The organism is Myxococcales bacterium (assembly GCA_016712525.1).
In the GTDB taxonomy this organism is placed as follows: Bacteria; Myxococcota_A; Polyangia; order Polyangiales; family Polyangiaceae; genus JAAFHV01.
Genome location: JADJQX010000007.1, coordinates 63,500 through 87,078, shown reverse-complemented (window position 1 = coordinate 87,078; position 23,579 = coordinate 63,500). Strand labels below are relative to the sequence as shown.

Below are 23,579 nucleotides of genomic sequence, written 5' to 3'. Positions count from 1 at the left end.
CCGAGGGAGCGCTTTTCTTCGGCAGGTGCGCGTCGGGTGGCCGGGTTCGCGCGTATCCTGCGGCGCCCGTGTCCCTCACCTCCCGCATCCGCGACAAAAACATCTGGCTCGTCTACGGAGCGATCTTCTCGGTCGGCATCGCCTACGGCCTCTCCATCGCCATCATCCCGCTCTTCCTCGACGCCCACGGCTTCGGGAAGGCCGCGATGGGGGGCCTCGCCGCCATCTTCGCGTCCGGGATCTGCCTCTTGTCGCTCCCGATGGGGCGCATCCTGCGGCGCTTCTCGGCGAAGGGAACGCTCGTGGCCTGCCTGCTCGGGTACGCCGTGTGCGTGTCGACCTTCCCCTTCTTGAAGACGTTCGCGGCCGTCTCGGCGGCGCGGTTCTTCGACGGGGCGTTCTCGGTCGGCGTGTGGGTGAGCTGCGAGACCGTGCTGCTCGCGCGCGCGGGCAAGGAGAACAAGGCCTTCGTCACGAGCCTCTACGCGATGTCGCTCGCCATCGGGTACGTGATCGGGCCCATTCTCTCGAAGGCCATCGTGGCTGCGTTTCGGTTCGAGGCGGCCTTCGTGCTCGCGGGGATCATCGCGCTCGTCGCGACGGGCATCGCCACGCGCCTCGACGGAGGCATCGGCGGCCACGAGGACGAGCCGCGCGAAGAGACGCCGAAGGGAGACGTGGCGCCGCTCTCGGTCGACACGGAGAGGCCGCTCGCGTGGCGGACGAAGACCTCGCTCTTCGCGACGTTCGCGTACGGGTATTTCCAGTCGAGCGCGGTGCTCTTTTTGCCCCTCTACTTGATGAAAGAGCGCGGGGTCGCCGAGAAGGACACCATCCTCGTCACGGCGTTCTTCGCGCTCGGCATGCTGCTCTTCTCGAACGTCGCCGGAAAGCTCGGGGACAAGTACGGTCACCTCGCCGTGATGCGGAACCTCTCGGCGATCGGGTTCCTCTGCGTCGCGAGCTTCGTGTTCTTGTCGCGATTTTCCCTCATGTGCGCGACGGTGTTCGTGGTGGGCGCTACGCTCGCGTCGATCTCGCCGGTCTCCCTCGCGCTGCAGGGCGCCATCACGAAGCGCCACGAGATCGCCCGAGCCAACGCCATCTACAACACGTTCTACGCCGCCGGCATGCTGATCGGCCCGCCGCTCTCGGGCATGGTGTTCGAGCGCATCGGAGGCCGCACCATGATCTTCCACTTCTCGCTTTTGTGGCTCGCGTTCGCGGTCTTCGCCACGGTGTTCGCCAAGGACGATCCCGCCGCGCGGCGGCCCACGCGCGCCGAGGTCTGAGCGCGATGGCGAACGAGGGGGGCCTCTCGGGTGCGACGTTGGGCGGCGCGTACCTCGTCGGCGCGCTGCTGGGCGAAGGGTCGATGGGGGCCGTGTACGAGGGCACGCAGGTGGCGCTCGGGCGCCCGGTCGCCATCAAGGTGCTGAAGGCCCGCGGCGGGCAGTCCCGTGCGGCGCTCGAGAGGTTCGGGCGAGAGGCGCGCTCGGCGGCCGCGCTCGGCCACCCCAACATCGTCCAAGTCACGGATTTTAGGCCGGATTTCGACCCTCCATTTTTGGTCATGGAGCGTTTGTCGGGCGAGTCTTTGAGGCAGGCGATCGCGCGGGAAGGGCGGCTCGAGGCCGGCCGGGTCGCTCGCATCGGGGTGCAGCTCCTCGACGCGCTCGCCGCGGCCCACCGCGCGCGCATCGTTCACCGCGACGTCAAACCCGACAACGTGTTCCTCACGCGCCTCGCCGGGGGCACGGAGATGGTGAAGGTGCTCGACTTCGGCGTCGCCAAGCTGGTCGGGGACGCGCCGCTCACGGCCCACGGCGCGCTCATGGGCTCACCGGCGTACATGTCGCCCGAGCAGGGCGCGGGGCGGGACGTGGACCATCGCGCCGACCTCTTCTCTACGGGCGCGACGCTCTACCACGCGCTCACGGGCCACCTCCCCTTCGCCGCGCGGTCCCTCGGGGAGCTGCTCGACTGGCTCGCCACGAGGCCGCACACGCCCCCGACGACGTTCGTGCCGGGCGCGGACCCTCGCCTCGTCGCGATCTTGGACCGTGCACTCTGCAAGGATCCGGCGGCGCGCTTCGCGGACGCGGGCGAGATGCGGGCTGCGCTCGATAGCCTGAGCCAGGTCCGGTCGACCAGGCACGCCACGCCGGCATCGTCCCTCCCCTCCGCGCTCGCGGCGAGCGTCGCGGGCGATGGCCGCCCCTCGACCGAAGCGCCGCCTCCGCGCGCCGAAGGAGGCGCCTTTGCCCCGGAGGCGCACGCCTCGACCGCACGCGCGAGCCTTCCGACGGCCGTCTGGGTTGCCTTGGGCGTGGCAGTGCTGGGTGGCGTCGGAGGCCTCGGGGCGCTCGTCGTGACGGGTGCGCTGGCGTGGCACCTCGGCGCGGCGCCTCCCGCTCCGCCCGGCGGTCACGGAGGGGCCGACCACGAAGGCACGGCCCACGCGGACGCCGGCCACGAGGGTGCCAATCACGACGACGCCGGCTCCGAGGACGGGACGTGGCGGGAGCTCGTCGAGACGCAGGACGTGCACTGCAAGGCGACGCGTTCGGCGCCCTTCGCGAACGGAAAGGCCGGCACGTTCGCCGCTCTCGGGGAGCGAGAGGCTCGCGGCCTCGGGAGCCAGCTCGCCGAAATGGCCGAGGAGTGCACCGCGCGCTGCGCGTCGCCCGAGGCCACCTACATCGTGCGCATCTACGGCAACGGCCAGGTGACCGAGGCCAACGTGGTACGGGGAAATCCAGCCTGCGCCGACCGCGACCGCTGCGTCGACGAGGCCGTGCGCGAGGCGAGCATCGACGCCCCTCCGAACGGCCAAGAGGTCGTGGTCGAGCTCCAATGCCGCTTCGACATGCCTAGGACGCCGTGAGATTGCTCTTCGCGCGGCCGCGCCTCCGCGGCTATCGTCGCCCGCGCCGCCGCATGCTTCCCGCGCCGACACCTCCCCTCGCCCAGCGCCGCGGCCCACGTCCACGGCGGAGCATCGTGTGGCGCACGGTCGCCGCGTGGGTCGCAGCCACGGGGGTGCTCGGCGTCGCGCCCTCCGTGCACGCGAGCCCCACGGCGAGGCTCGTCTACGTGCGCGGCGCGGGGGCCGAGTCGTGCGCCGACGAGGCCTCGATGCGTCAGGCCGTCGCGAGCCGGCTCGGGTACGATCCGTTTCGTGTCGTCGCCGACACGACCCTCACGGCCGACGTGTCGCGCGAAAATGGCGTATTTCACGGGCACGTGAAGCTCGTCGACGCGAGCGGCGTCGAGCGGGGAGCGCGGACGCTCGAGAGCCGCGCAGGCGACTGCGGCGAGCTCACGTCGGCCATGGCGCTCTCGATGAGCATCGCCATCGATCCGGTGAGCGTGCTCTCGCCGACCCCCGCGACGACGCCGAACGCGCCCGAGCCAGAGCCCCCACGTGACCCCGAGCCCGAGCCCCCACGTGCGCCCGAGCCACCCCCGCGCCCTCCGCCGGCCGTGGTCCCGCCCCCTCGCGCTGAGCGAGCGTCGCCCCCTGCCCCGGTGTTCCGGTTCGGGCTCGGGGCCGAGATGCACGCGGCGTTCGGTGTCGGTCCTTCGGCGGCGCCCGGCGGCGAGGTCGGGCTCGAGGTGACCTCGCCGCGCTTCATGGCCGCCCTTCGAGCGCGCTTCGACGCCCCCATGACGGCCTCGTCGAGCCAAGGGGGCTCGGTCCAAGCGACGCTCGTCGCCGCCGAGCCGAGGGTTTGTGCGCGTCTTCCGCTCGGCTCACGCGGAGGGCCCGCGCTCTCCGCGTGTGGGCTCGTGCTGCTCGGGGCGGTCTTCGCCGAGTCGCGGGACGTGTCGCTGCCACGCTCGTCGTCCACGGCGTTCGCCGCGGCCGGCCTCGGCGCCTCTCTCGACGTGCCGCTCGCGCCGAGCCTCTCGATCCGCGGGACCCTCGACGGCCTCGGCCACTTCACGCCCTACGGGCTCACCGTGAACGGGGCCGAGGTCTTCTCGTCGTCTCCCTTTTCGGGCAGGGCCGCGGCGGGGGCCGTGCTCTTTTTTTGACGGAACACGCGACCATGGCCCAAGCCCCCGGCGAGCCCATGGCGACCCCCCGTGAGAAAGACGCGAAAACTGCCGAATTTACGGCACTTTTCGAGGCGCATCTCGCGTACGTGTGGACCACCCTCCGGCGGCTCGGCGTGCACGAGCGGGACCTCGAGGACGTCGCCCACGAGACCTTTCTCAAAGTGTACGCCGAGCTCGACCGCTTCGACCGCACGCGCCCGGCCAAACCTTGGCTCTTCGCCTTCGCCCTTCGAAAGGCCTCGGACTACCGCAAGCTCGCCCGCCACAAGACGGCGCTCTTCGGGGACGACGAGCCCGGCGACGCGACGAGCGAGAACGACGAGGCGGACGCCCGACGCGAGCGAGAGGCGCTCGTGCACGAGGCGCTCTCCGCGCTCGACATGGAAAAACGCGCCGTGCTCGTCCTCGCCGACCTCGACGAACAATCGATGCCCGACATCGCCGCGGCGCTCGGCATCCCGCTGAACACCGGGTACTCGCGGCTGCGCACCGCCCGCCAAGAGCTCGCCACCGCCATTCGTCGCAAGCTCGCGCGCCGAGGCACGCCCTCATCCGCACACGGAGGTCTCCCATGAGCGACGTCGACGACGACAAGCTCCCCGACGATCTGGTCGACTGGCTCGGGGCCGCCAAGGAGGTGCGCGGCCCTTCCCCCGAGGTGCGCGCGCGCATGACGTCTCGTATGCTCGCGGCCCTCCCCGTGGGGCCGGGAGGCGGCGGAGGGGGTACGACCTCGGACCCGACACCGCCGGCCCGCCCCGCGCCTCTGCCTGGAATGCCGCAAATCCCCGCGTGGATCGCGGCGGCCACGTTCGTGCTCGGCATGGGCGCCGGCGCGCTCGTGACGTCCGGGCCCACCGCGCCGCCAAAGGCCACGGAGAGCCTAGCGCCCACCTCGGCACAGAGCGCGCTCGCCGCGCTCCCGAAGGCGACCGAGGGCGCCGCGAGCGGCGGATCGTCGACCCTACGCCCCGAGGACCTCCCGACCGCGAGCATCGCACCGCCTCCGAGCAAACCGAGCGCCACGCCCTCGCGCGCGGCGGGGGGCTCCGATCTCTCGGCCGAGCGCGCCGTGCTCGACGTCGCGCGGACGGCGCTTGGCCGCGGCGATCCGGCGCACGCCCTCGCGTCGACCGACGAGCACGCGAGGCGCTTTCCCCGCGGCGCGCTCTCCGAGGAGCGGGAGGCCATCGCCGTGCAGGCCCTCGCTCAGAGCGGTAGGGCCGACGAGGCGAGGTCGCGCGCGCTACGCTTCAAGAAAGACCACCCCGAGAGCATCCTCTTGCCCGCCGTCCTCGCGGCTGGAGCCGTTCCATGAGCCTTGCGCGTCTCGTCGTTCGTTCCGGAGCCGCCGCCTGCCTCGCCCTCGTCGTCGGGGCCTGCGAAGCGCGTGTGCTCGACTTGGGGGAGAACTCCCCATCGCCGGACGCAGGACCCGCGCCCCTCGGCGCCGACGCCACGGTCACCGTGTCGCGTGCAGGATGCACGGAGTGGATCGACGACGACGTCGCCGCCGTGCAGGCCGTCGAGTGCGGCGGCACCTGCGCGCCGGCCCCAAACGCCCACGAGGCCGACCTCCCCACGATGAAGTCGTTCATCGACCAGACAGGCGGACCTTGGCTCTACTGCGCGGGCAACCTCGGGCCCTCGGACACCCTCGGGGTCGAGCTGGCCCCCGGCTGCCGGATGTACTTCCTCCGTCGCGACGAGGCCGGGAAGCTCACACGAGGGACCGAGGTCCGGCACCAGGGGCTCTACGGGATCTTCGATCCCGTGCCCGAGGGCAAGCGGCGGCGCATCGAGGTGAAGACCCTCGAAGGAGGGAAGACGACGTACGAGGTGACCGTCTACTCGTGCCCGAAGGCGCTCGTGCTGGAGGAGGCCGAGCCCCCGCCCGGCAAGGCGCCGAAGCGCGTGGTCCTCATTCGCGCGCGTGAGACAGACGGTGGTTTCCCCGGGACGTTCCCCTGATCGCACGCCGCGAGCGCCTCGGGTAGCAACGACGACGACTCGCCGTCGTCCTCCGAGGCGAGGCCGCGCGCGCCGGGGCGGTCGTGGGCTCGTGCTTCGATGACCGGGTGTCAGCGCCGCGGAGGCGGGCGCTTGCCCGGGTGCTTCGGGCGCGTATTTCCGCCCACCCAGCGCGGACGCGGGCGCGGCTCGTCCTCGAGGACGGGGAGGTAGGGGCTCGACGGCGCCTCGCCCGGGCGCGAGTCACGCCCGTGCTCGGTCCGCGCGAAGCGGACGCGCGGATCGCGGGGATCGGGCTTCTTGGAGGCGCGCTCGAAGTCGTCGGCGACGTCGGCGCGGACCTCGACGATGGAGGTGTCGGGGCCGACGAGGATCGCCCCGAGGTCGGCGCCGCGCACGTCGCCGCGCCGGCACGACATCGCCATGAGCCGCCGCACGTCGGCGCCGTGGCGCGAGCCCCAGGTCACGCGGAACGCGACGAAGTCGACCTCGTCGCTCGGCTTGGGGGCGCGCATGCGCTCCGGGCGACCTGCGGCCTCGAAGGCGGTCCTGGGCGCGGCGTCGCGCGCGGGGGCCGAGAGCTTCGAGGGGCGCTCGCCGTCGGCCACACGCGGCGCGCGGGCGGGACGAGCGTCGGGCCGGTCCCCCCCGCGCTCGTCGAGCTCGGGAGCGCGGACCGCGCGCGCAGGGGCCGAGAGCTCTCGGGGCTCGGCGCTCCCCGCGAGCACACGCAAGAGGAGCCGGCGGACGAGCGTGTCCGGGTCGACCTTGCCCGCGAGGGCGGCGACCACGCGATCGGCCATCTTCGCGTGCGCGCCGACGACCTCACCCTCGGGCTCCGAGAGCTCGGCCACGAGCCTCTCGGCCTGCGCCTCGCGCACCGACTCGGACGACGGAATCGGCAAGAGATTCGCGTAGATCCCAGCGCGCCGAAGCAGCCTGCGGACCTTCTCTTTTTCGGCGGGGGGCACGAACATGACGCTCGTGCCTTTGCGCCCGGCGCGCCCGGTGCGGCCGCTCCGGTGCGTGTACGACTCGGGATCGCCGGGGGGATCGGCGTGGATGACGCGGGTCACGTCGGGGAGGTCGATGCCTCGCGCGGCGACGTCGGTCGCGGCGAGGATGCGCGTGCGCCCGCTACGGAACGACTCGAGGGCGCGCGTGCGCTCGCTCTGCTCCATGTCGCCCGTGAGAGCCGAGGCCGAGAAGCCGGCGCGGACGAGGAACGCCGCGAGCTCGGAGGCGCCCTCGCGGGTCTTCGTGAAGGCGAGCGTGGCCTCGTCCGGGGCCGAGAGCAGCACGTTGATCATCGCGGCGGGGCGGTCGGCCGAGGGCACGATGTGGACGACGTGCGTGATGTCGGCGTTCGCGTCGCCGCGGCGGGTGCCTTCGACGTCGACCACGTTCGACTGGTAGGTGTCGGCGAGGCGAAGGACCTCGCGGGGGAACGTGGCCGAGACCATGTGGGTGCGCCGCCCTTCGGGGACGGCGTCGAGGATGGCCTCGAGGTCTTCGGTGAAGCCCATGTCGAGCATGCGGTCGGCTTCGTCGAGCACCACCGCGCGCACGGCGGTCGCGTCGAGGGAGCCGCGCCGGAGGTGATCGAGCAGGCGACCCGGGGTACCCACGACGATCGTGGCGCCGCGGGAGAGCTCGCGACGCTCGGCGCCGCCGGAGGTGCCGCCCGTGACGACGACCACGCGCGCCGAGACGCCCTCGAAGAGCCACGACAGCTCCCCCGCGACCTGCGCGGCGAGCTCTCGCGTGGGGGCGATGACGATCCCGAAGGGAATTTTGCCTGGAGTGAGCCCCTCCGACAGGAAGAGCTTCGCGAGCACGAGGCCGAGCGCGACCGTCTTCCCGGAGCCGGTCTGCGACGACACACGGAGGTCGACCCCCTCGACGCTGGCCTCGAGCACGGCCTTCTGCACGAGCGTCAGGTCGGCGAAACCCCGGGCGACGAGGGCCTCACGGAAGGGAGAGGGGACGTCGGCAAGGGAATTCGTTTCGTCGGCCATGGTCATGTAGGGGCGCGCAACCTACTCCCTTCCGCGCCGGTTGCAAGACCGATGCCGCGTCACCGTTCAGGTGCCCGTCGACGGGAGCGACGCGCTCGGGCTCGCCGAACCACTCGCCATGCGCCGCCGTTTCGGGGCATCGTGGTCCGTCGCGAGGCCACGCGATCGAGGAGGAGACGTGCATGCGGTGGGTCATCACCGGAACGAACCGCGGGATCGGGCTCGAGCTCGTGAGGCAGCTCGCGGAGCGCGGGGACGAGGTCGTCGCGACGGCGCGTGACGTCGCTCGTGCCGACGCGCTGCGAGACCTCGCGGAGCGGCACGCCGGCCGCGTCACGGTCCGCGCGTGCGACGTCCGCGACGACGCGAGCGTCCGCACGTTCGCCGAGAGCCTCGAAGGGGCGCCGGTCGACGTCCTCGTGAACAACGCCGGGGTGATGGGGCGGCTCACCTCCCTCGAGGACCTCGACCTGGACGACGCCATGCAGACGTTCGACGCCAACGCGCTCGGGCCTCTCCGAGTGAGCCGCGCGCTCCTCCCGCACCTCGGCCGCGGCGCCCGGAGGTGCATCGTGCACATCTCGAGCGGCATGGGCTCCATCTCGGACAACACGAGCGGCGGCGCCTACGCCTACCGCATGGCGAAGGCCGCGCTGAACATGGCGAACAAGTCGATGAGCGTCGACCTCGCGGGGCGCGGGTTCGTGTGCGTGGTGATGAACCCGGGGTGGGTCCGCACCGACATGGGCGGCGAAGGCGCCCCGCTGCCCGTCGAGGTGTCGGCCAAGAACCTCCTCGCGCGCATCGACGGGTTCGGCCCTTCGGACAACGGCGCGTTCGTCAACCATGACGGGCGCCTCTTTCCCTACTGACGCGCGACCACGAACGAAGACAGGAAGGAACGACGAGCATGAGCGACCCTGACAACGATGCCCCCGACTCGGTGCGAACGCGGCTCCGCCGTGAGGCCGGGCGCGTCGAGGCGGAGTGCCTCGCGACCCTCGAGAGGTCGGACGGCTCCCGCGTCACGGGCACCCTCGCCGACCTCTCGGTCACGGGGCTCTTCGTCACGACCCAAGCGCGGTTCGTCGTCGGCGAGCGCCTCGAGGTGACCTTTCGGCTCCCCGGGGCGCGCGCCGACCTTCGCGCCACGATCGAGGTGCGCTCGCTGCGCGACGGCAACCCGCTCGACCTCGAGTCGCGCGGGATCGGAGGGATGTTCCTCGACCTCGACGACGCCACGAAGGACGCCATCGTCGCCTTCGTCGCGGGCTAGTGTCCTGCGCCTGAAGTTCGTTTCTAAAATGTCCGGGAATTTGCGTTGTGGTACGGACGTTCGGGGTGCATGACACAGCCCATCGTGCACCCGGGTCGACCTCGCAAGCCCTTGAGCATCTCCGACGACGAGCGGGTCGAGCTCGAACGCTTGACGCGGCGGCGGAAGAGCGCCCAGCAGTTGGCTCTTCGCGCCAGGATCGTGCTCGCGTGCGCGTCGGGGGCATCCAATACCGAGGTCGCCGAGCTGCTCCAAGTCTCGCTCCCGACGGTCGGAAAGTGGCGCGAGCGGTTCCGCCTGGATCGCTTGGCAGGGTTGTCGGACGAGCCACGTTCTGGAGCACCTCGTGTCATCGACGATGAACGGATCGAACGTGTGATCGCCCGCACCCTCGAGTCGCTGCCGCAGGGCCAAACCCATTGGAGTCGCGCGACGATGGCTGCGGAGAGTGGCCTGTCTCGCAGCTCGGTCGGGCGCATCTGGCGAGCTTTCGGCCTCAAGCCCCACCGTGTCGACAGCTTCAAGCTGTCATCGGATCCTCACTTCATCGAGAAGGTGCGCGACGTAGTCGGGCTCTACATGAGCCCGCCCGAGAACGCGGTCGTCCTCTGCGTCGACGAGAAGTCGCAGATTCAAGCACTCGACCGAACCCAACCCCTGCTCCCGATGCGGCCTGGACAGCCCGAACGCAAGACGCACGACTACGAGCGCCACGGCACGACCTCGCTCTTCGCGGCACTCGACGCTCATCGTGGCGACGTCATCTGGAAGATGTACCGAAAGCACCGCCAGCAGGAGTTCGTTCGGTTCCTTGCGACGATCGACGAGCGCGTTCCTCGCGGCACCGACGTGCACCTCATCATCGACAACTACGCCACGCACAAGACGCCGCGCGTGCACCGTTGGCTGCTCAAGCACCCCCGGTTCCACCTTCACTTCACGCCGACCTACAGCTCCTGGCTCAACCTCGTCGAACGACTCTTCGGTGAGATCACCGACAAGGCAATCCGGCGCGGTGCCTTCAGATCGGTGCGCGAGCTCGAGGCTGCCATCTCGGCCTACCTCAAGGCCCGCGAGGGCGCACCGTTCGTCTGGACTGCGACGCCCGAAGCGATCTTCGAGCGCCTCCACGAATTTTGTGAACGAACTTCAGGCGCAGGACACTAGCAGCCCGTTGATTTTCTCCCGTCCCCCGTCGGGGACTTCCAAGGGTCGTCGGGCCCGTCGCCGCTGCATCCCGCCCGCCTTCGTTCCGCTCCTCCGGTGCCTGCTCACCTAGAAAACTAGGCTCCGCGGGCTCCTCGGACCGCGCCTCGGCGGCGCGGGCGCGGGCGACGACGGGCCTCGGTCCCTAAATCAACGGGCTGCTGAGCTCAGCGCGCCACGCGGCGCACGGCGCGAGAGCCCGCGGCCGTGCCGGTGGTCTCGAAGTAGACGAACTTGGCGTCGAGCACGACGTTGCCGACGCTCGCGAGGCCGCTCGCGACGGTGCGCACGCCCCCGGGGCACGCGACGTCGCTGCACGATTGGAGCTTGTCGTCCTCCGTCCAGAAGATGCCCTTCGCGTCGGCGGCGAGGTTGCCGAGGGGCCCCGCGAGGCGCGTGAGCGGGGTCGGCGCCGCGCAGCCCCCGGTCGTGGGGCACGCGTAGACCCCCATGCCTCCTTGGGTGATGCCCGGCCCGACGTAGTAAACGAGGTTTCCTACCACCTCGATCCCGCCGAGGACCCGCATCGTCGTGATGGGCGTCCGTGTCGCGCAGCCGCCCACGAGCGGGCAGCTCGCGAGGCCCGCTCCGCCGCCGGTCGTGTCCTCGAAGTAGACCCGCTGCGCGTCGACCGCGAACTTCCCGACCGGGCGAGGGACGACGACGCCCGGCGCACCGCACGCACCCGACGCGCAGTCGACGCGGTTCACGCCGGAGCCGCCGAGGTTCGCGTACGCCGAGCGCGCGAACGTGCGGTAGTCCCCGATGCCGTTGAGCCCGTCGCTCATGATCGACGCCGGGGGGTTCGGGCAGCCCGCGACGGGGCATCGGTAGATGGCCGGGCGCTGGGTCGCTTGGTTCGGGGCGCTCTGGAAGTAGAAGAACCCACTGTCGACGTACGGGCGCTCCGCCGCGTACTGGACCATCGCGACGAGCTGCTTCGGCGAGGCCGTGCCGCACGTGGCGATGGGGCACGAGAAGATCTTGTCGGCGGACCCGTAGTAGAGCGAGGTCTCGTCGATACCGAAGCCGTTCGAGTCGACGATGTTGTCCTTCACCGTCGCGACGCCGCACTGGCCCGCGGTGCAGGTGCCACCTCCGCACGATCGGCCGCAGGCCCCGCAGTTCTCGCCGGAGGTCGCGAGATCCACGCACGCCGTCCCGCAGGCGACGGTCGGCGCGGTGCACGTCGGGGCCGCGTCGGGGGATGCCGCGTCGGGCGTGGGGGCCGCGTCGGGCGTCGGGGTCGCGCGGTCGTCCGAGGTGGCCGCGTCTTTGGGGGCCTCGGCGTCCACCGTACCTTGAACGGCCTCGTCTCCGACGCAGGCCACGAAGGCGACGGGGACCGACACGAGAGCGACGAGGGCGGCATGGCGGAGGATGGAGCGCATGCCGGAAGGATAGCCGAGCCGTTGCGCCGCGCCGACTTTCTGCACGCTCGGACGTCGATCGTGGCGCGCCCGGAGGCGCCCGAGCGTCAGGTGAGGAGCGGACGCAGGTGCTTTCGTTCGAGCAGCGCGAGCCCGCCGACGAACATCCCCTCGAAGACGAGGACCGCCACCCCGATCGCCGTCGACCGCGAGCCGAGCGCCGCCGCGAGGACGAAGCAGAAGATGGCCCACGCGCCGTTGGCCGCGACGAGCAGGTCGATCGCGCGCGCCGAGGGTGGGGTGCCGCGCGCCATCCGCACGGCGAGCCGGCTCGAATACGATCCGTAGGCGAGGTTCGCGGCCCCGAGCGCGAGCACGAGGGTCGGCGAAAAGCCGTAGAGGCGAGCGAGCCAGGGGTGAAGGGCGAGGACGGCGACCCCCACCAACGCGCCGGCGAGGCCGTCCGTCCAGAGGAGCACACGTGCGAGCTTGGGGAGCGGCGCTTGCTCCATGCGGCGCGCTTAGGGCCGCCTCCCCCGCCCGTCCAGACCTACTTCGACGCGCCGTGGAACATCCAGGGCACGCCCAGCTTGTCGACGAGGAGGCCGAACCTCCCGCCCCAGAACGCGTCGTGGAGCGCCATCACCACGTTGCCCCCCTCGGCGAGCACGTCGAAGGCCTTCGCGAGCTCCGCGGGGTCGTCGATCTCGACCATCTGCGTGCCGTTCGTGCGCGGAAAATCGGGCCCGCCCGGCATGGCGTCGTTCATGAAGACGAGCGCGGAGCCGACGCGGAGCCGCGCGTGCATCACGTTGCCGCGCTTCTCGGGGGGGAGCTTGTCCCCCGCGCCGGGCATGTCGCCCCAGGTGCGCTTGTCGAGGACCTCGGCGCCGAAGGCACGCACGTAGAGCTCGATGGCCTCGTTCGCGCGGCCGTCGAAGTTGAGGTGTGGGGCGAGTGTCTTGACCATGAGGTTCGTTCCTTTCGTGGGTTCGGTGGAGCGGCTCACGCGCCGCGGTAGGCCTTCTCGATCGCGGCGAGGTCGAGCTTTTCCATAGGAAGGAAGGCGCTCGTGACGCGCGCCACGCGCGCCGGGTCCGGGTCGGACATCATCGCCGGGAGCGACCGAGGGACGATCTGCCACGAGAGGCCGAACCGGTCCCGGAGCCAGCCGCAGCGGCTCCCCTGCCCTCCGTCGCGCGTCAGCGCGTCCCACAGGTGGTCGATCTCGGACTGGTCCTCGCACATCACCTGGAAGGACACGGCCTCCGAGAACGTGAACCTCGGCCCGCCGTTCAGCGCCGTGAAGCGCTGCGCGCCGAGGTGGAACGCCACGGTCATGACCGAGCCCGCGGGCCTCCCGTGGTGCTCGAAGCCCTCGGTACCGAAGCGCACGATCGTGTCGATCGCCGAGCCGGGAAAGAGGCTCACGTAGAGAAGCGCCGCGTCCTCGGCGCGGTCGTCGAACCAAAGACAGGGGACGATTTTGGATAGCTCGGGCATGGGAGACCTCTTCTCCTCCTTTCGACTGGCCTCGGCACGAAAAGTCATCGGCCTCCACGAAGAAAACGCACCGCGCCCTCGACGCGCCGTGCCGAACGCGCAAATCGACCCAAGAACCGAGCACTTACGTGGGAGCCGGGCAGGCCCGATGCGCCCCGCCGAAAAAAGCTTCAGGGCCGTGTCGATCCGGGGGCCGGTCGATCGTCGCATGGACGACCACGACGTCCACGTGGCAAGACGTCCGCGCCGAAGGTCGGCGAGGACGGGCTCACGACCCCCGAGAGGAGCAAGTGCGATGAAGGTGATGGTGATCGTCAAGGCCACGAAGAACAGCGAAGCGGGCGTCATGCCCGGCGAGGACCTGCTCGTCGCGATGGGGAAGTACAACGAGGAGCTCGTGAAGGCGGGCATCCTCCTCGCCGGAGACGGGCTCAAGCCGAGCTCGGCGGGCAAGCGCGTTCGTTTCGCAGGCGGCGCGCGCACCGTCGTCGACGGGCCGTTCGCCGAGACGAAGGAGCTCATCGCGGGGTACTGGATTTGGCAGGTCCGCTCGATGGACGAGGCGCTCGCGTGGGCGAAGAAGTGCCCCGCCCCGATGCCCGGCGAGGAGTCCGAGCTCGAGCTTCGCCCCGTGTTCGAGCTCGAGGACTTCGGCGATGCGGTCACGGACGAGGTTCGCGAGCGCGAAGAGCGGCTGCGCGCCGAGGTCGCGAAGCAGAACGGCGGATGACCGACGAAGCGACGCGACGCGCGATCGAGGTCGTCGTGAGGGTCGAGGCCCCGCGGCTCATGGGCGGCCTCGTCCGCTTCACGCGGGATCTCGGGAGGGCCGAGGACCTCGTCCAGGAGGCGCTCGTCACGGCCCTCGAGACCTGGCCTACGGAGGGCGTCCCGAAGAACCCCGGCGCCTGGCTCATGGCGGTCGCCAAACGACGCGCTCTCGACGTTCTCCGTCACGAGCGCGCGAAAGACCGAAGCCACGGGCGCCTCGAGGCCGGCGAGGCGCGCGCGTTCGTCCCCGACGACTGCGCACCCGACGACGTCGTGGGCGACGACGTCCTGCGCCTCGTGCTCGCCACGTGCCACCCCGTGCTCTCGCGCGAGGCGCGCGTGGCGCTCACGCTCCGTTACGTCGCGGGCCTCGGCACGGCCGAGATCGCGCGCGCCTTCCTGACCACCGAGCCCACCATGGCGCAGCGCCTCGTCCGCGCGAAGCGCTCGCTCGCGGAGGCCCGTGTGCCGTTCGACGTCCCGAAGGGCGAAGATCTGCGCGCGCGGCTCGGCCCGGTGCTGGAGGTCGTCTACCTCACGTTCAACGAGGGCTACTCCGCGACCTCCGGCGACGCGGTCGTCCGGTCCGAGCTGTGCGACGAGGCGATGCGGCTCGCGCGCGTCGTGGTCGGGCTTTTCCCGCACGAGGCCGAGGCGCATGGCCTGCTCGCCCTCCTCGAGCTCCAGGCGTCACGGGCGCGCGCTCGGGTCGCACACGACGGAACGCCCATCCTCCTCGCCGACCAGGACCGGCGCCTCTGGGATCGCCTCCTCGTGACCCGCGGGCTCGAGGGCCTTCGCCGCGCCGAGGGCCTCGCCGCGCCGCTCGGACCGTACACGCTGCAGGCCGCGATCGCCGCGGTCCACGCGCGAGCCACCGACCTCGCCTCGACCGACTTCGTCGCGATGGTCGGCCTCTACGACGCGCTCGTCGCGCTCACGGGCTCCCCTGTGGTGGAGCTCAATCGGGCCGTCGCCGTCGGGATGGCCTACGGGCCCGAAGAGGCGCTCGAGCTGGCTCTCGAGCTCGCCCAGGAGCCCACCCTCGCCGCCTACCCCTACCTCCCTGCCGTGCGCGGCGATCTCCTCGCCAAGCTCGGGAGACACGCCGAGGCCGCCGAAGCGTTCGCGTCCGCCGCGAGCCTCACGACGAACGCCCAGGAGCGCGCGCTGCTCACACGGAGGGCCGAGGCCGAGCGGAGCGCCCAGCGGAGCGGAGCGGGCGCGAGCACCGACGGGAGCAGCACCGACGCGGGCTCGGAGCGCGCCTCGACCATGTGAGGCCTTCGGGGCCACCCGCGAGCCGGGCTCGTGTCCCCTCCTGGGTCAGCCCTTGAGGGCCTGGCGCGCCGACGCCACCCACGCAGCGACCGCGTCGAGCTCGGCACGCAACGCGGCCTTCTCTTCGTCCGTCGCGCGCTGTGATTCTTTCTTCAACGCGCGGAGCGCCAAGGACGTGCCGAGCTTCGTGTGGAACGCGCGCACGCGGCTCGTCACGGCGCGCATCGTGGCCCGCGGCTTCGGGCCCTCGCCCTCTTCGGCGCGCAGCGCGGTGACGTACTCCCGGGTCTTGTCCTGCGAGAGCTTCATCTCGACGACGTGCTTCGCGGCCTTGCGCATGCGCGACTCGTCCTCGAGTGGGAGCAGGAGCTCCTTGCGCCCGGGCTCGAGGCCTCGCCAGATGTCGTCGTTGATGCGCTTGTCGCGCGCGGCGATCTCGACCGCGACGTAGAGCACCTTCCGAGACATGCGGAGCGTCGGCCCGCCCGCCCGCGCAAGGAGCGCCCGCCACAGCACGTTCTCGCTCTTCGCGTCGAGCGCCGCCGACGCGTCGTCGTCGAAGATATTCACGAGGATCCAGCGGCCGTACTCGACCAGCGCGTCCTCCATCGTGTTGCGTGTCGCCTCTCCCCGGCGGAGGGCCTCGGCGAGGAGCGGCGCTTGGGCCTTGGTGAGCGGCACGTCCGCGGCGTCGGCGCGCCGCGCGAGGCTTCGGGGGATCGGCATGGCGTAGGATCCTAGCTCCTCGCGGGGCGCCGTCCGCGCCGGAAAGGCCAAGACCGAGGGTACCTGTCGAGCCGTCTTCGAGCGCGCTCCGGAGGGGCGCGACTCATCCCAGAGATACTATCGAGTAACCGTACGAGATCGTTCGGATCACGTCGTTGTTCCGGCGCCGTAACAGTGGGCCCGGATCGACCCCATTTCGGGCGCCGCGAGCCGGCCCCTTCGTGCCGCGTTCGGTCCCGGAGGCGAGGCGGACCGCGACGATGGGAGCCCGCGGATCGCACGAACCGCGCTACGACGGAGCGCACGACCCGAGAGGCCGGCTCGCCCGGCGGAGGACACGCATGGGCAAGGTACGCGTCAGCAGCTACTCGATCTCCGCGGACGGCTTCGGCGCCGCGAAGGGGCAGTCTCTCGAGAACCCGTTCGGCGTCGACGGCATGGCCGTCGCTTCGTGGTTCACGAAGACGAAGACGTTCCACGAGCACCTCGGCACCGGCGGCACGGGCGCGACGGGCATCGACGACGACGTCGCCGCGGCGGCGCTCCGCGGCATCGGCGCGTGGATCTTGGGTCGCAACATGTTCGGGCCGGTGCGCGGACCATGGCTCGACGACGCGTGGAAGGGCTGGTGGGGACCGAGCCCGCCCTACCACGTGCCGGTGTTCGTGCTCACGCACCACCCGCGCGCCGACCTGGTGATGGAGGGCGGCACGGTCTTTCATTTCGTCACGGGCGGCATCCACGAGGCGCTCGAGCGGGCGCGCGCGGCCGCGGGCGAGGACGACGTGCGCATCGGCGGTGGCGCGGCGACCATCCGCCAGTACGTCGAGGCGGGGCTCGTCGACGAGCTCCACGTCGCGGTGAGCCCGGTGCTGCTCGGCTCCGGCGAGGCGCCCTTCGCGGGCCTCGATCTCCGGGCCCTCGGATACGAGGTGGCTTCTCACACGCTCGGCGAGAACGCCATGCACCTCTTCATTCGAAAGCTACGCTGACCAGGCTCACGAGGGCGCGCAGGGCCTTGCCCTACGACGACGCCCCGCACGTTCGGCCGACGCCCCCTACGACTCCCGAAAGAGCGCGCAGCGAGAAAGGCGACGATGAGCTCTCCCACCTCCGTTCACGACCTCACCCGGCAGCTTCGGGCGCTCGGCGTCGGCGAGGGCGACGTCGTCATGATCCACGCGAGCATGCGGCGCGTCGGCCCCGTCGTGGGGCGCGCGGCCGGGCTCGTGGAGGCGCTCTCTTCGGCGGTCGGCTCACGGGGCACGTTGCTCATGGTGCTGAGCGCCACGGAGGACGTGCCCTTCGACGCGCTCAGCTCCCCGGTGGACGTCGCGGACATGGGGATCTTCGCCGAGGTCTTTCGGACGTACCCCGGGGTAGCGGTGAACGACCACCCCGCCGACCGGTTCGCGGCGCTGGGACCGGGCGCAAAGCACCTCTTGGAGCCTACGCCCTCGGACGACTACCACGGCCCCGGCTCGGTGCTCGAGCGCTTCACCCGGCGCGGCGGGAAGGTCCTCCGCCTCGGCGCGAACCCTGACACCGTGACCCTCACGCACTACGCCGAGTACCTCGCCGACGTGCCCGACAAGATCCGCGTCCGCCGCCGCTACGTCCGCGCGGACGTGGGCGAGGTGTGGATCGAGAGCCTCGACGACACCGACGGGATCGCGACGTGGGAGGGTGGAGACTACTTCCCGCGCGTCTTTCTCGACTACCGCGCGTCCGGCGCCGTCCGCGTGGGGCCCGTCGGTCGGTGCGAGGCCGAGCTCTTCGATGCCGCGCCCTTCGTGGAGTACGCCGTCGACTGGATGAACCGTCACCTCGGGCCGGCGCCCCACGGCTCCGAACGCTGGTAGCGGACCGACCTCGTCGGACTTCGGCGCGCACGCCGAGACGAGAGGACGAGCGGGAACGCTCTCAATGCGCGCGGCGGTAGCGCATGGCCACGGCGCCGCTCCGGAGCGGCGTCGACGAGACGAGCTCGAGCTTGCGCGTCTCGGGCAGTCCGGCTTGGTGGAGGGTCGGGCCGCGGCCGACGATCCTCGGGTGGACGAGGAAGACGTACGCGTCGACGAGATCCAAGCGGTCGAGCGCGTTCGCGAGCGCGGCGCTGCCGAGCAGCACACCGGCCGGGGTCGCGTCTTTGAGCTTCTGGATGCCCTCGCGCAGATCCCCCTCGACGTGGTGGCTGTTCGTCCAGGGGAAGCTCGTGCGCGTCGTCGACACGACGTACTTGGGCTTGTCCTCGAGCTTCCGAGCCCAGTCGCGCATGGCGGGCGGCGCGGCCTCGTCGCCACGCGCAACGGCCGGCCAATAGCTCTCCATCATCTCGTAGGTGACTCACCCCCAGAGCATGGCGCCGCTCTCGTCCATGAGGCGCGTGAAGAAGGCGTGGGTCTCGTCGTCGGCGATGCCCTCCTGGTGATCGATGCAGCCGTCGAGGGTGACGTTGAGGCCGAAGGTGAGGAGACCCATGGGCGGCAGGCTATCCTCGCCGAGGCGTCACGACCATCCCGCCGAGGCGCGACGCCCCACGCGAGGCGGCGTCGTCATGCGCTCTCGAAGCTCGGAAGGAGGGCGTCGAGCTGCTCGAGCTGCTCGGGCAATCCGCCGGTCGACCCCGAGGCGATCGCGGCGTCGAGCGCCTCTTTCGAGGGATAGAGGTCGTGCACGACGACGTGTGTCTTGCCGTCCTGCTCCTCGAACGTGACGGTGGTGACCGTCTCGCCGCCTTCTTCTTCGTTCGTCCACACGAGGCGAGAGGCCGGGACCACCTCGCGGTACGTGCCGAAGAACGCCATCGTCGAGCCGCCGTGCTCGAACACGAGGCGATACTGACCCCCGACGCGAACATCCATCTCGCACGACAGCAGCGTGAGACCGAACGACTCCGGCACCCACCACCGCCGAAAGAGCTCGGGTCGGGTCCACGCCTCGAACACGAGGCGCGCGGGGCCGTTGACGGTGCGCCGGACGACGAGCTCGCGCTCGGACGTCCGCTCGGCGCTCGTCGGGTTCTTCGTGGGGTTCGCACCGCTATCGTTTCGTTCGGCCATGGCTCTTCTCCCTCCGTGCAAGCTCGTCGACGATCGTGTCCAAGGTGTCGAAGCGCGCGGCCCACGCTTGGCGGTAGCGCTCGAGCCACGCGCTCTCTTCGTCCAGTCGACGAGGGCCGAGCCTGCAGGTCCGCACACGCCCGACCTTCTCGGTGGAGACGAGCCCCGCCGCCTCCAAGACGCCGACGTGCTTCTTCATGCCCGTCAGGGTCATGTGAAACCGCTGGGCGAGGTGCGAGATCGACGCGTCGGCGCGCCCGAGCTCGGCCAGCACGCCGCGCCGGGTCGCGTCCGAAAGGGCCGCGAACGAGGCGTCGAGGCGATGATCCATATACTGAACCATGTGGTTCACCATAGACCGGTGCCTGGGTCTTTGCAAGGGGGTTGAGGGCCCGGGGGCAGGTCGTGGCTCCGCCGGCCCACGCTTCGCCGGCCCGCTCAGCGACAGTGTAGAATCGCCGACCGATGCCTGTCCCGCCCTACCAGTTGTTCGTTGACCCGCTACTACGGGTTCTCGCGGAGAGCCCTGACGGGCTTCGAACAGCTTCCGCGCACGAGGCGGTCGCAACGCGGCTGGGCCTGTCCGATGCTGACAAGGCCGAGCTACTTCCCAGCGGTCAGCAACCTGCATTCAAGAACCGCAACGGTTGGGCGCACGACCGTCTCAAGCGTGCCGGGCTCTCGGAGAGCTCAACGTTCGGGACCTGGCGGTTGACGAAGACCGGCCGTGCGTTCGTGCAGGCTCACCCCAACGCGCTGACCGAAGAGCAGATCTCTCGCATCACCGACATCTCTGACGAGAACCAGGCCGTCGTCTGGCGAGACCGCCTAGCGGCCTTCCGTGCCGATACAACGTGGGCGACGGACCTCGACGCAACCAACGCGACACGACGGCAGATTCGTCCCGAGATCCTCGATGTGCTCGGACGCTACATGAGCGGCGCAACAACCCTAGAGGAGTTCCGCGCAATCTTCGACCAAAAGACCCGGCGCGAATGGGCAAGCTTCGGTGCGAAGGGGTTGAGCGGTGCGATGGTCTTGAACCAGCTCGCGAAACACGCCCCTGACGTCGCTCGCGCCGACACGGAGCTGAAGGCGTTGCTCGCGAAACCCAAGGACGACAGCTCAGCGGCCGCTGCGCTCAGATCGTTCGCTGCGTACCTGGCGGCAGCGCGCGCAAACGCGCCGTCAGGATCCAAACTGCCGCAAGAAGGCCGGCTGCGGTTCTTCGCGAGCAGCTTGTGGCACGTGCAGGAGCCCGAGGATTGGCCCCCGTTTTACGAGACCGCTCGGGCCGCACTCGCGGCTGACGGCCTCTACGACTCGACCGGTCTCGACGTCGCGGATGACTACATCGCGTTCCGTAAGGCGTTCCTGCAGCTACAGAAGGCGCTCAAGGTGCCCTCGTGGGATCTCGAGTCACTCCTTCGTTGGACCCAGCGTGACGACGCTGCTCCGGCGCCCGCGAATCCCGACGAAGACCAACCTGAGGAGCCCACGGAGGGTCGGGTCTGGTTGATCGCCTTGGGTCGGAACGCCGACCAGTGGGATGCGTGTTACCGCGACGGCATCATCGCGATTGGTTGGAACGGACTCGGGGATCTTCTCCAGTATCCATCGCTGGGCGCTGTTCGCGCCAAGCTTCGCGAGGAACGCGAGGACGACGTAGACCCTATGAACGCCGGCCTCGCGTGCTGGCAGTTCGCCCACGTCATGCAGGAGGGTGACATCGTCTACGTGAAGCGCGGGCGCCACTGCATCGTCGGGCACGGTGTGATCACCTCGGGCTATCGCCACGACGCCGGGCGCCCCCTCGCGAATCTTCGTGCCGTAAATTGGCTCGGCCGGGGAGAATGGAAACCTCGCGAGAAGGCGCTCGCGATGAAGACGCTGACCGAGATCGGGCGATACCCAGGTCTCCTCAAGGACATTCGCGCGGCGATTGGTGCGACCGACGAAGTCGACGAGGAAGTCGAGACCATCAAGAAGCCGGTCGCGCCGCCCTACGTGTTCGAGGACGCGGAGAAGGATCTCTTCTTGGCGCGCGAGCAGCTGCGCGAGCTCCTCGAACTCTGCCGCTACAAGAAGAACATCATCATCCAAGGTCCGCCCGGCGTCGGAAAGACCTTTGCAGCAAGCCGTCTCGCGCACTTGCTCATCGGCAGCACGAACGAGGAGCAGGTGCAGCGCGTGCAGTTCCACCCTTCGTATTCGTACGAGGACTTCGTGCAGGGGCTGCGTCCAGTCGAAGGCGGCGGCTTCGTCCGCAAGGACGGCCCACTTCTGAGCTTCTGCAAGGATGCGCTCGAAGATCAGGCGAGTCCCTACGTCTTGATCATCGACGAGATCAACCGGGGTAACGTCAGCAAGATCCTCGGAGAACTGCTCTCGCTCATCGAGGCGGACAAGCGCGACCCTCGCTACGGCGTGACGCTCGCATATGCCCGGGACGACGAGCCGCGGTTCCATGTCCCGCCGAATATGTTCGTGATCGGGATGATGAACACTGCCGATCGGTCCCTGGCGTTCGTCGACTACGCGCTCCGTCGGCGGTTTGTCTTCTTCGATCTCGAACCCGCATTCGGTACAGAACGGTTCGAAGCAGACCTTACCCGCCGGGGCGTCGAAGCATCTCTGCGCAAGACCATTCAAGTACGGCTCACGGCTCTCAACGCGCGGATCGCGTCCGACCCCACGCTGGGGCTTGGATTCCGAGTAGGTCACAGCTACTTCTGTCAGCGTGTGGACGCCTACGACGAGGCGTGGTTCAGACGCATCGTCGAGTACGAGATCGTGCCGCTCCTTCGTGAGTACTGGTTCGACAGCCCGGCCAAGCTGGACGAGGCGCTCGCCGACCTCCGGGGCGGGTGAGCCTTGCAGGTACGCGTCGAGAACCTCTACTTCCTCCTCTGCTACGCGTGGGGGCACTTCGAGGAACGCGACCTCGTCGAAATCGCGGCCGATGACGCCCGAACCGCGGAGGAGCTTTTCGCTCGCGTGCTCGTGAGCGCGTCGAGGCGACTGCTCCGACAGCGCCTCGACCGCGGCTACCGCGCGGACGTCGACGACCTGCGTCGGCCACGCGGCAAGATCCACTTCGCTCGCACCGCCGCTCGAGGCGTCGAGGTTCGTGGAGTCTTGGAGTGCGGCTTTGACGACACGACGGAAGACGTCCTGCATAACCGCATCATCAAGGCGACGGTGAAGCGCCTAGCGATGGTCGATGGGCTCTCCAAGGAGCTGAGGCACGGGCTCCTCACCATCGCGCGAGAGATGCCAACCGTCGCCGACGTCCCGATCTCGGCACAGGACTTTCGACAAGTTCAAATTCACTCGAACCTTCGCCGCTACCGCCTCGCGCTGAACGTCTGCGCGCTCCTTCACCGGTGCCTGTTGCCCGACGAGCGGACTGGCCGCTGGCAGTTTCGCTCGTTTGCTGGCGACGAGCGGGAGATGGGGTTGTTGTTCGAGAGCTTCGTGCGCGAGTTCCTGGCGCGGGAGCAGCGCGTGTTTCCCAAGGTCGAGCGCACGCGGATCCGATGGGTCGTCGAGGGCGAGACCAACGGGTTGCTGCCGGGCCTTGATACGGACATCACGCTCAGACGTCCGGGGCAAGCCGTCGTGGTGGAGACGAAGTGCTACGGGGCACCGCTGGTGTCTGGGCAGTTCGGCAACAGCGCGACGCTCCGGTCCAAGGACGTGTGCCAACTGGTAGCCTACCTCGCGAACTTCCGCGCCGCTGGTGACCGACTCGCAGGGGTGCTCCTGTACGCCGTTGACCGGCCGACGGTGCCGTGCACGCGGATGCGTCTGCTCGGCCACGACGTTTACGCGCTCGAGCTGAACCTCAACCAGCCGTGGCAGGAACTCGGTCGCGCGCTCCACGATCTCGTCGACGTGCTGTCGGGGACGGAGAGGGTTGAGGGTATGCGCTTCGGGGTCTAGGGGAGGCCGAGAACATCACCCCTGTCAGCCGCTCGATGGCCGACCGCCGGCACTTGCTACCGGTATCGATGGCTCCAAGGAGACCAACGCCGCCGGCTCGCGTTGAACGTTTAACACCACCTGTTAGCCGCTCTCGGCTTCTCTCTCCCCACGGGACCGAGATGAGAGCGCGAACGCCGTCCCGCGCGCCCTCGACCCGCTCGTCGTCGCGCGCGCGGCGAGATCGCCATCCCCGCGCACGCGACGCTCGCCGACCCGGAAAACGAAACGGCCCCGAGGATCGCTCCTGGGGGCCGCTGGTTGCCGACGCCTCTCGCGAGGTTCGCGAGGGGGAAGACGTGGCTCCGCATGGGGAGCGGCATGCTAACCCGTTCGTGGGGCTCTC

General features: G+C 70.0%; 23 protein-coding genes and 1 pseudogene. 15 read left to right on the top strand and 9 right to left on the bottom strand.

What is annotated here, in order from left to right; genetic code table 11:
• Positions 1-68 precede the first annotated feature (68 nt).
• From IPK71_17485 to IPK71_17460, 6 genes are read left to right on the top strand one after another with little or no spacing between them, the layout of a single operon-like run.
• Positions 69-1,292, top strand: a complete 1,224-nt coding sequence (locus IPK71_17485) for an MFS transporter (GenBank protein MBK8215528.1) — start codon at positions 69-71, stop codon at positions 1,290-1,292.
• Positions 1,293-1,297: 5 nt separating this feature from the next.
• Positions 1,298-2,887: a serine/threonine protein kinase gene (locus tag IPK71_17480; GenBank protein ID MBK8215527.1), complete on the top strand. Its 1,590-nt coding sequence runs from the start codon at positions 1,298-1,300 to the stop codon at positions 2,885-2,887.
• Positions 2,884-4,041: a hypothetical protein gene (locus tag IPK71_17475; protein ID MBK8215526.1), complete on the top strand. Its 1,158-nt coding sequence runs from the start codon at positions 2,884-2,886 to the stop codon at positions 4,039-4,041. Before IPK71_17480 ends, IPK71_17475 begins: the two co-directional genes overlap by 4 nt.
• A gap of 14 nt (positions 4,042-4,055) precedes the next feature.
• A complete protein-coding gene (locus tag IPK71_17470; protein ID MBK8215525.1) occupies positions 4,056-4,640 on the top strand; it encodes an RNA polymerase sigma factor in 585 nt (194 codons plus the stop codon).
• Positions 4,637-5,383: a hypothetical protein gene (locus IPK71_17465; protein MBK8215524.1), complete on the top strand. Its 747-nt coding sequence runs from the start codon at positions 4,637-4,639 to the stop codon at positions 5,381-5,383. Before IPK71_17470 ends, IPK71_17465 begins: the two co-directional genes overlap by 4 nt.
• Entirely contained in the window at positions 5,380-6,036 is a 657-nt protein-coding gene (locus IPK71_17460; GenBank protein ID MBK8215523.1) for a hypothetical protein, read from the top strand. The genes IPK71_17465 and IPK71_17460 overlap by 4 nt, the downstream gene beginning before the upstream one ends.
• A 110-nt stretch (positions 6,037-6,146) precedes the next feature.
• On the opposite strand, the gene IPK71_17455 is transcribed toward IPK71_17460, so the two are convergent.
• Complete coding sequence (locus IPK71_17455) at positions 6,147-8,054, bottom strand: DEAD/DEAH box helicase (protein MBK8215522.1); 1,908 nt, start codon at positions 8,052-8,054, stop codon at positions 6,147-6,149.
• Positions 8,055-8,236: 182 nt separating this feature from the next.
• Between IPK71_17455 and IPK71_17450 the strand changes: the two genes are divergently transcribed.
• From IPK71_17450 to IPK71_17440, 3 genes are all read left to right on the top strand, one after another.
• The gene (locus tag IPK71_17450; GenBank protein MBK8215521.1) at positions 8,237-8,926 is read left to right on the top strand and encodes an SDR family oxidoreductase; all 690 of its coding nucleotides are present in this window, start codon (positions 8,237-8,239) and stop codon (positions 8,924-8,926) included.
• A 38-nt stretch (positions 8,927-8,964) separates the two neighbouring features.
• Positions 8,965-9,330, top strand: coding sequence for a PilZ domain-containing protein (locus IPK71_17445; GenBank protein ID MBK8215520.1), 366 nt, complete (start codon positions 8,965-8,967; stop codon positions 9,328-9,330).
• A 69-nt stretch (positions 9,331-9,399) separates the two neighbouring features.
• Positions 9,400-10,497, top strand: coding sequence for an IS630 family transposase (locus IPK71_17440; protein MBK8215519.1), 1,098 nt, complete (start codon positions 9,400-9,402; stop codon positions 10,495-10,497).
• A gap of 206 nt (positions 10,498-10,703) precedes the next feature.
• On the opposite strand, the gene IPK71_17435 is transcribed toward IPK71_17440, so the two are convergent.
• The 4 genes from IPK71_17435 to IPK71_17420 form a co-directional block, all read right to left on the bottom strand.
• Complete coding sequence (locus IPK71_17435) at positions 10,704-11,927, bottom strand: hypothetical protein (GenBank protein ID MBK8215518.1); 1,224 nt, start codon at positions 11,925-11,927, stop codon at positions 10,704-10,706.
• 86 nt (positions 11,928-12,013) lie between these two features.
• Entirely contained in the window at positions 12,014-12,418 is a 405-nt protein-coding gene (locus IPK71_17430) for a hypothetical protein (protein MBK8215517.1), read from the bottom strand.
• Between the two features lie 38 nt (positions 12,419-12,456).
• Positions 12,457-12,876 carry a glyoxalase/bleomycin resistance/extradiol dioxygenase family protein gene (locus IPK71_17425; protein ID MBK8215516.1) on the bottom strand — a complete coding sequence of 140 codons (420 nt, stop codon included), beginning with the start codon at positions 12,874-12,876 and terminating at the stop codon, positions 12,457-12,459.
• 35 nt (positions 12,877-12,911) lie between these two features.
• Positions 12,912-13,409: a VOC family protein gene (locus IPK71_17420; GenBank protein ID MBK8215515.1), complete on the bottom strand. Its 498-nt coding sequence runs from the start codon at positions 13,407-13,409 to the stop codon at positions 12,912-12,914.
• Positions 13,410-13,704: 295 nt separating this feature from the next.
• Between IPK71_17420 and IPK71_17415 the strand changes: the two genes are divergently transcribed.
• Together IPK71_17415 and IPK71_17410 are read left to right on the top strand one after the other, a co-directional pair.
• Positions 13,705-14,139 (top strand): YciI family protein, encoded by a 435-nt coding sequence (locus tag IPK71_17415; protein ID MBK8215514.1) that lies wholly within the window; start codon positions 13,705-13,707, stop codon positions 14,137-14,139.
• Positions 14,136-15,461, top strand: a complete 1,326-nt coding sequence (locus IPK71_17410; GenBank protein MBK8215513.1) for a sigma-70 family RNA polymerase sigma factor — start codon at positions 14,136-14,138, stop codon at positions 15,459-15,461. Before IPK71_17415 ends, IPK71_17410 begins: the two co-directional genes overlap by 4 nt.
• 45 nt (positions 15,462-15,506) lie before the next feature.
• Here IPK71_17410 and IPK71_17405 read toward each other — a convergent pair whose 3' ends face one another.
• The gene (locus tag IPK71_17405; protein ID MBK8215512.1) at positions 15,507-16,187 is read right to left on the bottom strand and encodes a hypothetical protein; all 681 of its coding nucleotides are present in this window, start codon (positions 16,185-16,187) and stop codon (positions 15,507-15,509) included.
• A gap of 341 nt (positions 16,188-16,528) precedes the next feature.
• Here IPK71_17405 and IPK71_17400 point away from each other — a divergent pair, with 341 nt between their 5' ends.
• The gene (locus tag IPK71_17400) at positions 16,529-17,179 is read left to right on the top strand and encodes a dihydrofolate reductase family protein (protein ID MBK8215511.1); all 651 of its coding nucleotides are present in this window, start codon (positions 16,529-16,531) and stop codon (positions 17,177-17,179) included.
• A 105-nt stretch (positions 17,180-17,284) separates the two neighbouring features.
• A complete protein-coding gene (locus IPK71_17395) occupies positions 17,285-18,049 on the top strand; it encodes an AAC(3) family N-acetyltransferase (protein ID MBK8215510.1) in 765 nt (254 codons plus the stop codon).
• A gap of 61 nt (positions 18,050-18,110) precedes the next feature.
• Here the strand turns inward: IPK71_17395 and IPK71_17390 are convergent.
• From IPK71_17390 to IPK71_17380, 3 genes and pseudogenes are all read right to left on the bottom strand, one after another.
• Positions 18,111-18,668: pseudogene (locus IPK71_17390) on the bottom strand (dihydrofolate reductase family protein).
• Positions 18,669-18,742: 74 nt separating this feature from the next.
• Positions 18,743-19,249, bottom strand: coding sequence for an SRPBCC family protein (locus IPK71_17385; protein ID MBK8215509.1), 507 nt, complete (start codon positions 19,247-19,249; stop codon positions 18,743-18,745).
• The gene (locus IPK71_17380; GenBank protein ID MBK8215508.1) at positions 19,230-19,592 is read right to left on the bottom strand and encodes a helix-turn-helix transcriptional regulator; all 363 of its coding nucleotides are present in this window, start codon (positions 19,590-19,592) and stop codon (positions 19,230-19,232) included. Before IPK71_17380 ends, IPK71_17385 begins: the two co-directional genes overlap by 20 nt.
• Before the next feature lie 122 nt (positions 19,593-19,714).
• Between IPK71_17380 and IPK71_17375 the strand changes: the two genes are divergently transcribed.
• Positions 19,715-22,120 carry an AAA family ATPase gene (locus IPK71_17375; protein ID MBK8215507.1) on the top strand — a complete coding sequence of 802 codons (2,406 nt, stop codon included), beginning with the start codon at positions 19,715-19,717 and terminating at the stop codon, positions 22,118-22,120.
• Between the two features lie 3 nt (positions 22,121-22,123).
• Positions 22,124-23,194: a hypothetical protein gene (locus IPK71_17370; protein MBK8215506.1), complete on the top strand. Its 1,071-nt coding sequence runs from the start codon at positions 22,124-22,126 to the stop codon at positions 23,192-23,194.
• The last annotated feature ends 385 nt before the right edge of the window (positions 23,195-23,579 follow it).

Excerpts from the sequence above, each read along its gene's own strand:
- IPK71_17395 (MBK8215510.1), top strand. The coding sequence starts at position 17,285 with ATGAGCTCTCCCACCTCCGTTCACGACCTCACCCGGCAGCTTCGGGCG.
- IPK71_17410 (MBK8215513.1), top strand. The coding sequence starts at position 14,136 with ATGACCGACGAAGCGACGCGACGCGCGATCGAGGTCGTCGTGAGGGTC.
- IPK71_17470 (MBK8215525.1), top strand. The coding sequence starts at position 4,056 with ATGGCCCAAGCCCCCGGCGAGCCCATGGCGACCCCCCGTGAGAAAGAC.
- IPK71_17400 (MBK8215511.1), top strand. The coding sequence starts at position 16,529 with ATGGGCAAGGTACGCGTCAGCAGCTACTCGATCTCCGCGGACGGCTTC.
- IPK71_17465 (MBK8215524.1), top strand. The coding sequence starts at position 4,637 with ATGAGCGACGTCGACGACGACAAGCTCCCCGACGATCTGGTCGACTGG.
- IPK71_17460 (MBK8215523.1), top strand. The coding sequence starts at position 5,380 with ATGAGCCTTGCGCGTCTCGTCGTTCGTTCCGGAGCCGCCGCCTGCCTC.
- IPK71_17455 (MBK8215522.1), bottom strand. The coding sequence starts at position 8,054 with ATGGCCGACGAAACGAATTCCCTTGCCGACGTCCCCTCTCCCTTCCGT.
- IPK71_17425 (MBK8215516.1), bottom strand. The coding sequence starts at position 12,876 with ATGGTCAAGACACTCGCCCCACACCTCAACTTCGACGGCCGCGCGAAC.
- IPK71_17450 (MBK8215521.1), top strand. The coding sequence starts at position 8,237 with ATGCGGTGGGTCATCACCGGAACGAACCGCGGGATCGGGCTCGAGCTC.
- IPK71_17385 (MBK8215509.1), bottom strand. The coding sequence starts at position 19,249 with ATGGCCGAACGAAACGATAGCGGTGCGAACCCCACGAAGAACCCGACG.
- IPK71_17435 (MBK8215518.1), bottom strand. The coding sequence starts at position 11,927 with ATGCGCTCCATCCTCCGCCATGCCGCCCTCGTCGCTCTCGTGTCGGTC.
- IPK71_17445 (MBK8215520.1), top strand. The coding sequence starts at position 8,965 with ATGAGCGACCCTGACAACGATGCCCCCGACTCGGTGCGAACGCGGCTC.
- IPK71_17380 (MBK8215508.1), bottom strand. The coding sequence starts at position 19,592 with ATGGTTCAGTATATGGATCATCGCCTCGACGCCTCGTTCGCGGCCCTT.
- IPK71_17420 (MBK8215515.1), bottom strand. The coding sequence starts at position 13,409 with ATGCCCGAGCTATCCAAAATCGTCCCCTGTCTTTGGTTCGACGACCGC.
- IPK71_17415 (MBK8215514.1), top strand. The coding sequence starts at position 13,705 with ATGAAGGTGATGGTGATCGTCAAGGCCACGAAGAACAGCGAAGCGGGC.
- IPK71_17430 (MBK8215517.1), bottom strand. The coding sequence starts at position 12,418 with ATGGAGCAAGCGCCGCTCCCCAAGCTCGCACGTGTGCTCCTCTGGACG.
- IPK71_17480 (MBK8215527.1), top strand. The coding sequence starts at position 1,298 with ATGGCGAACGAGGGGGGCCTCTCGGGTGCGACGTTGGGCGGCGCGTAC.
- IPK71_17440 (MBK8215519.1), top strand. The coding sequence starts at position 9,400 with ATGACACAGCCCATCGTGCACCCGGGTCGACCTCGCAAGCCCTTGAGC.
- IPK71_17405 (MBK8215512.1), bottom strand. The coding sequence starts at position 16,187 with ATGCCGATCCCCCGAAGCCTCGCGCGGCGCGCCGACGCCGCGGACGTG.
- IPK71_17375 (MBK8215507.1), top strand. The coding sequence starts at position 19,715 with ATGCCTGTCCCGCCCTACCAGTTGTTCGTTGACCCGCTACTACGGGTT.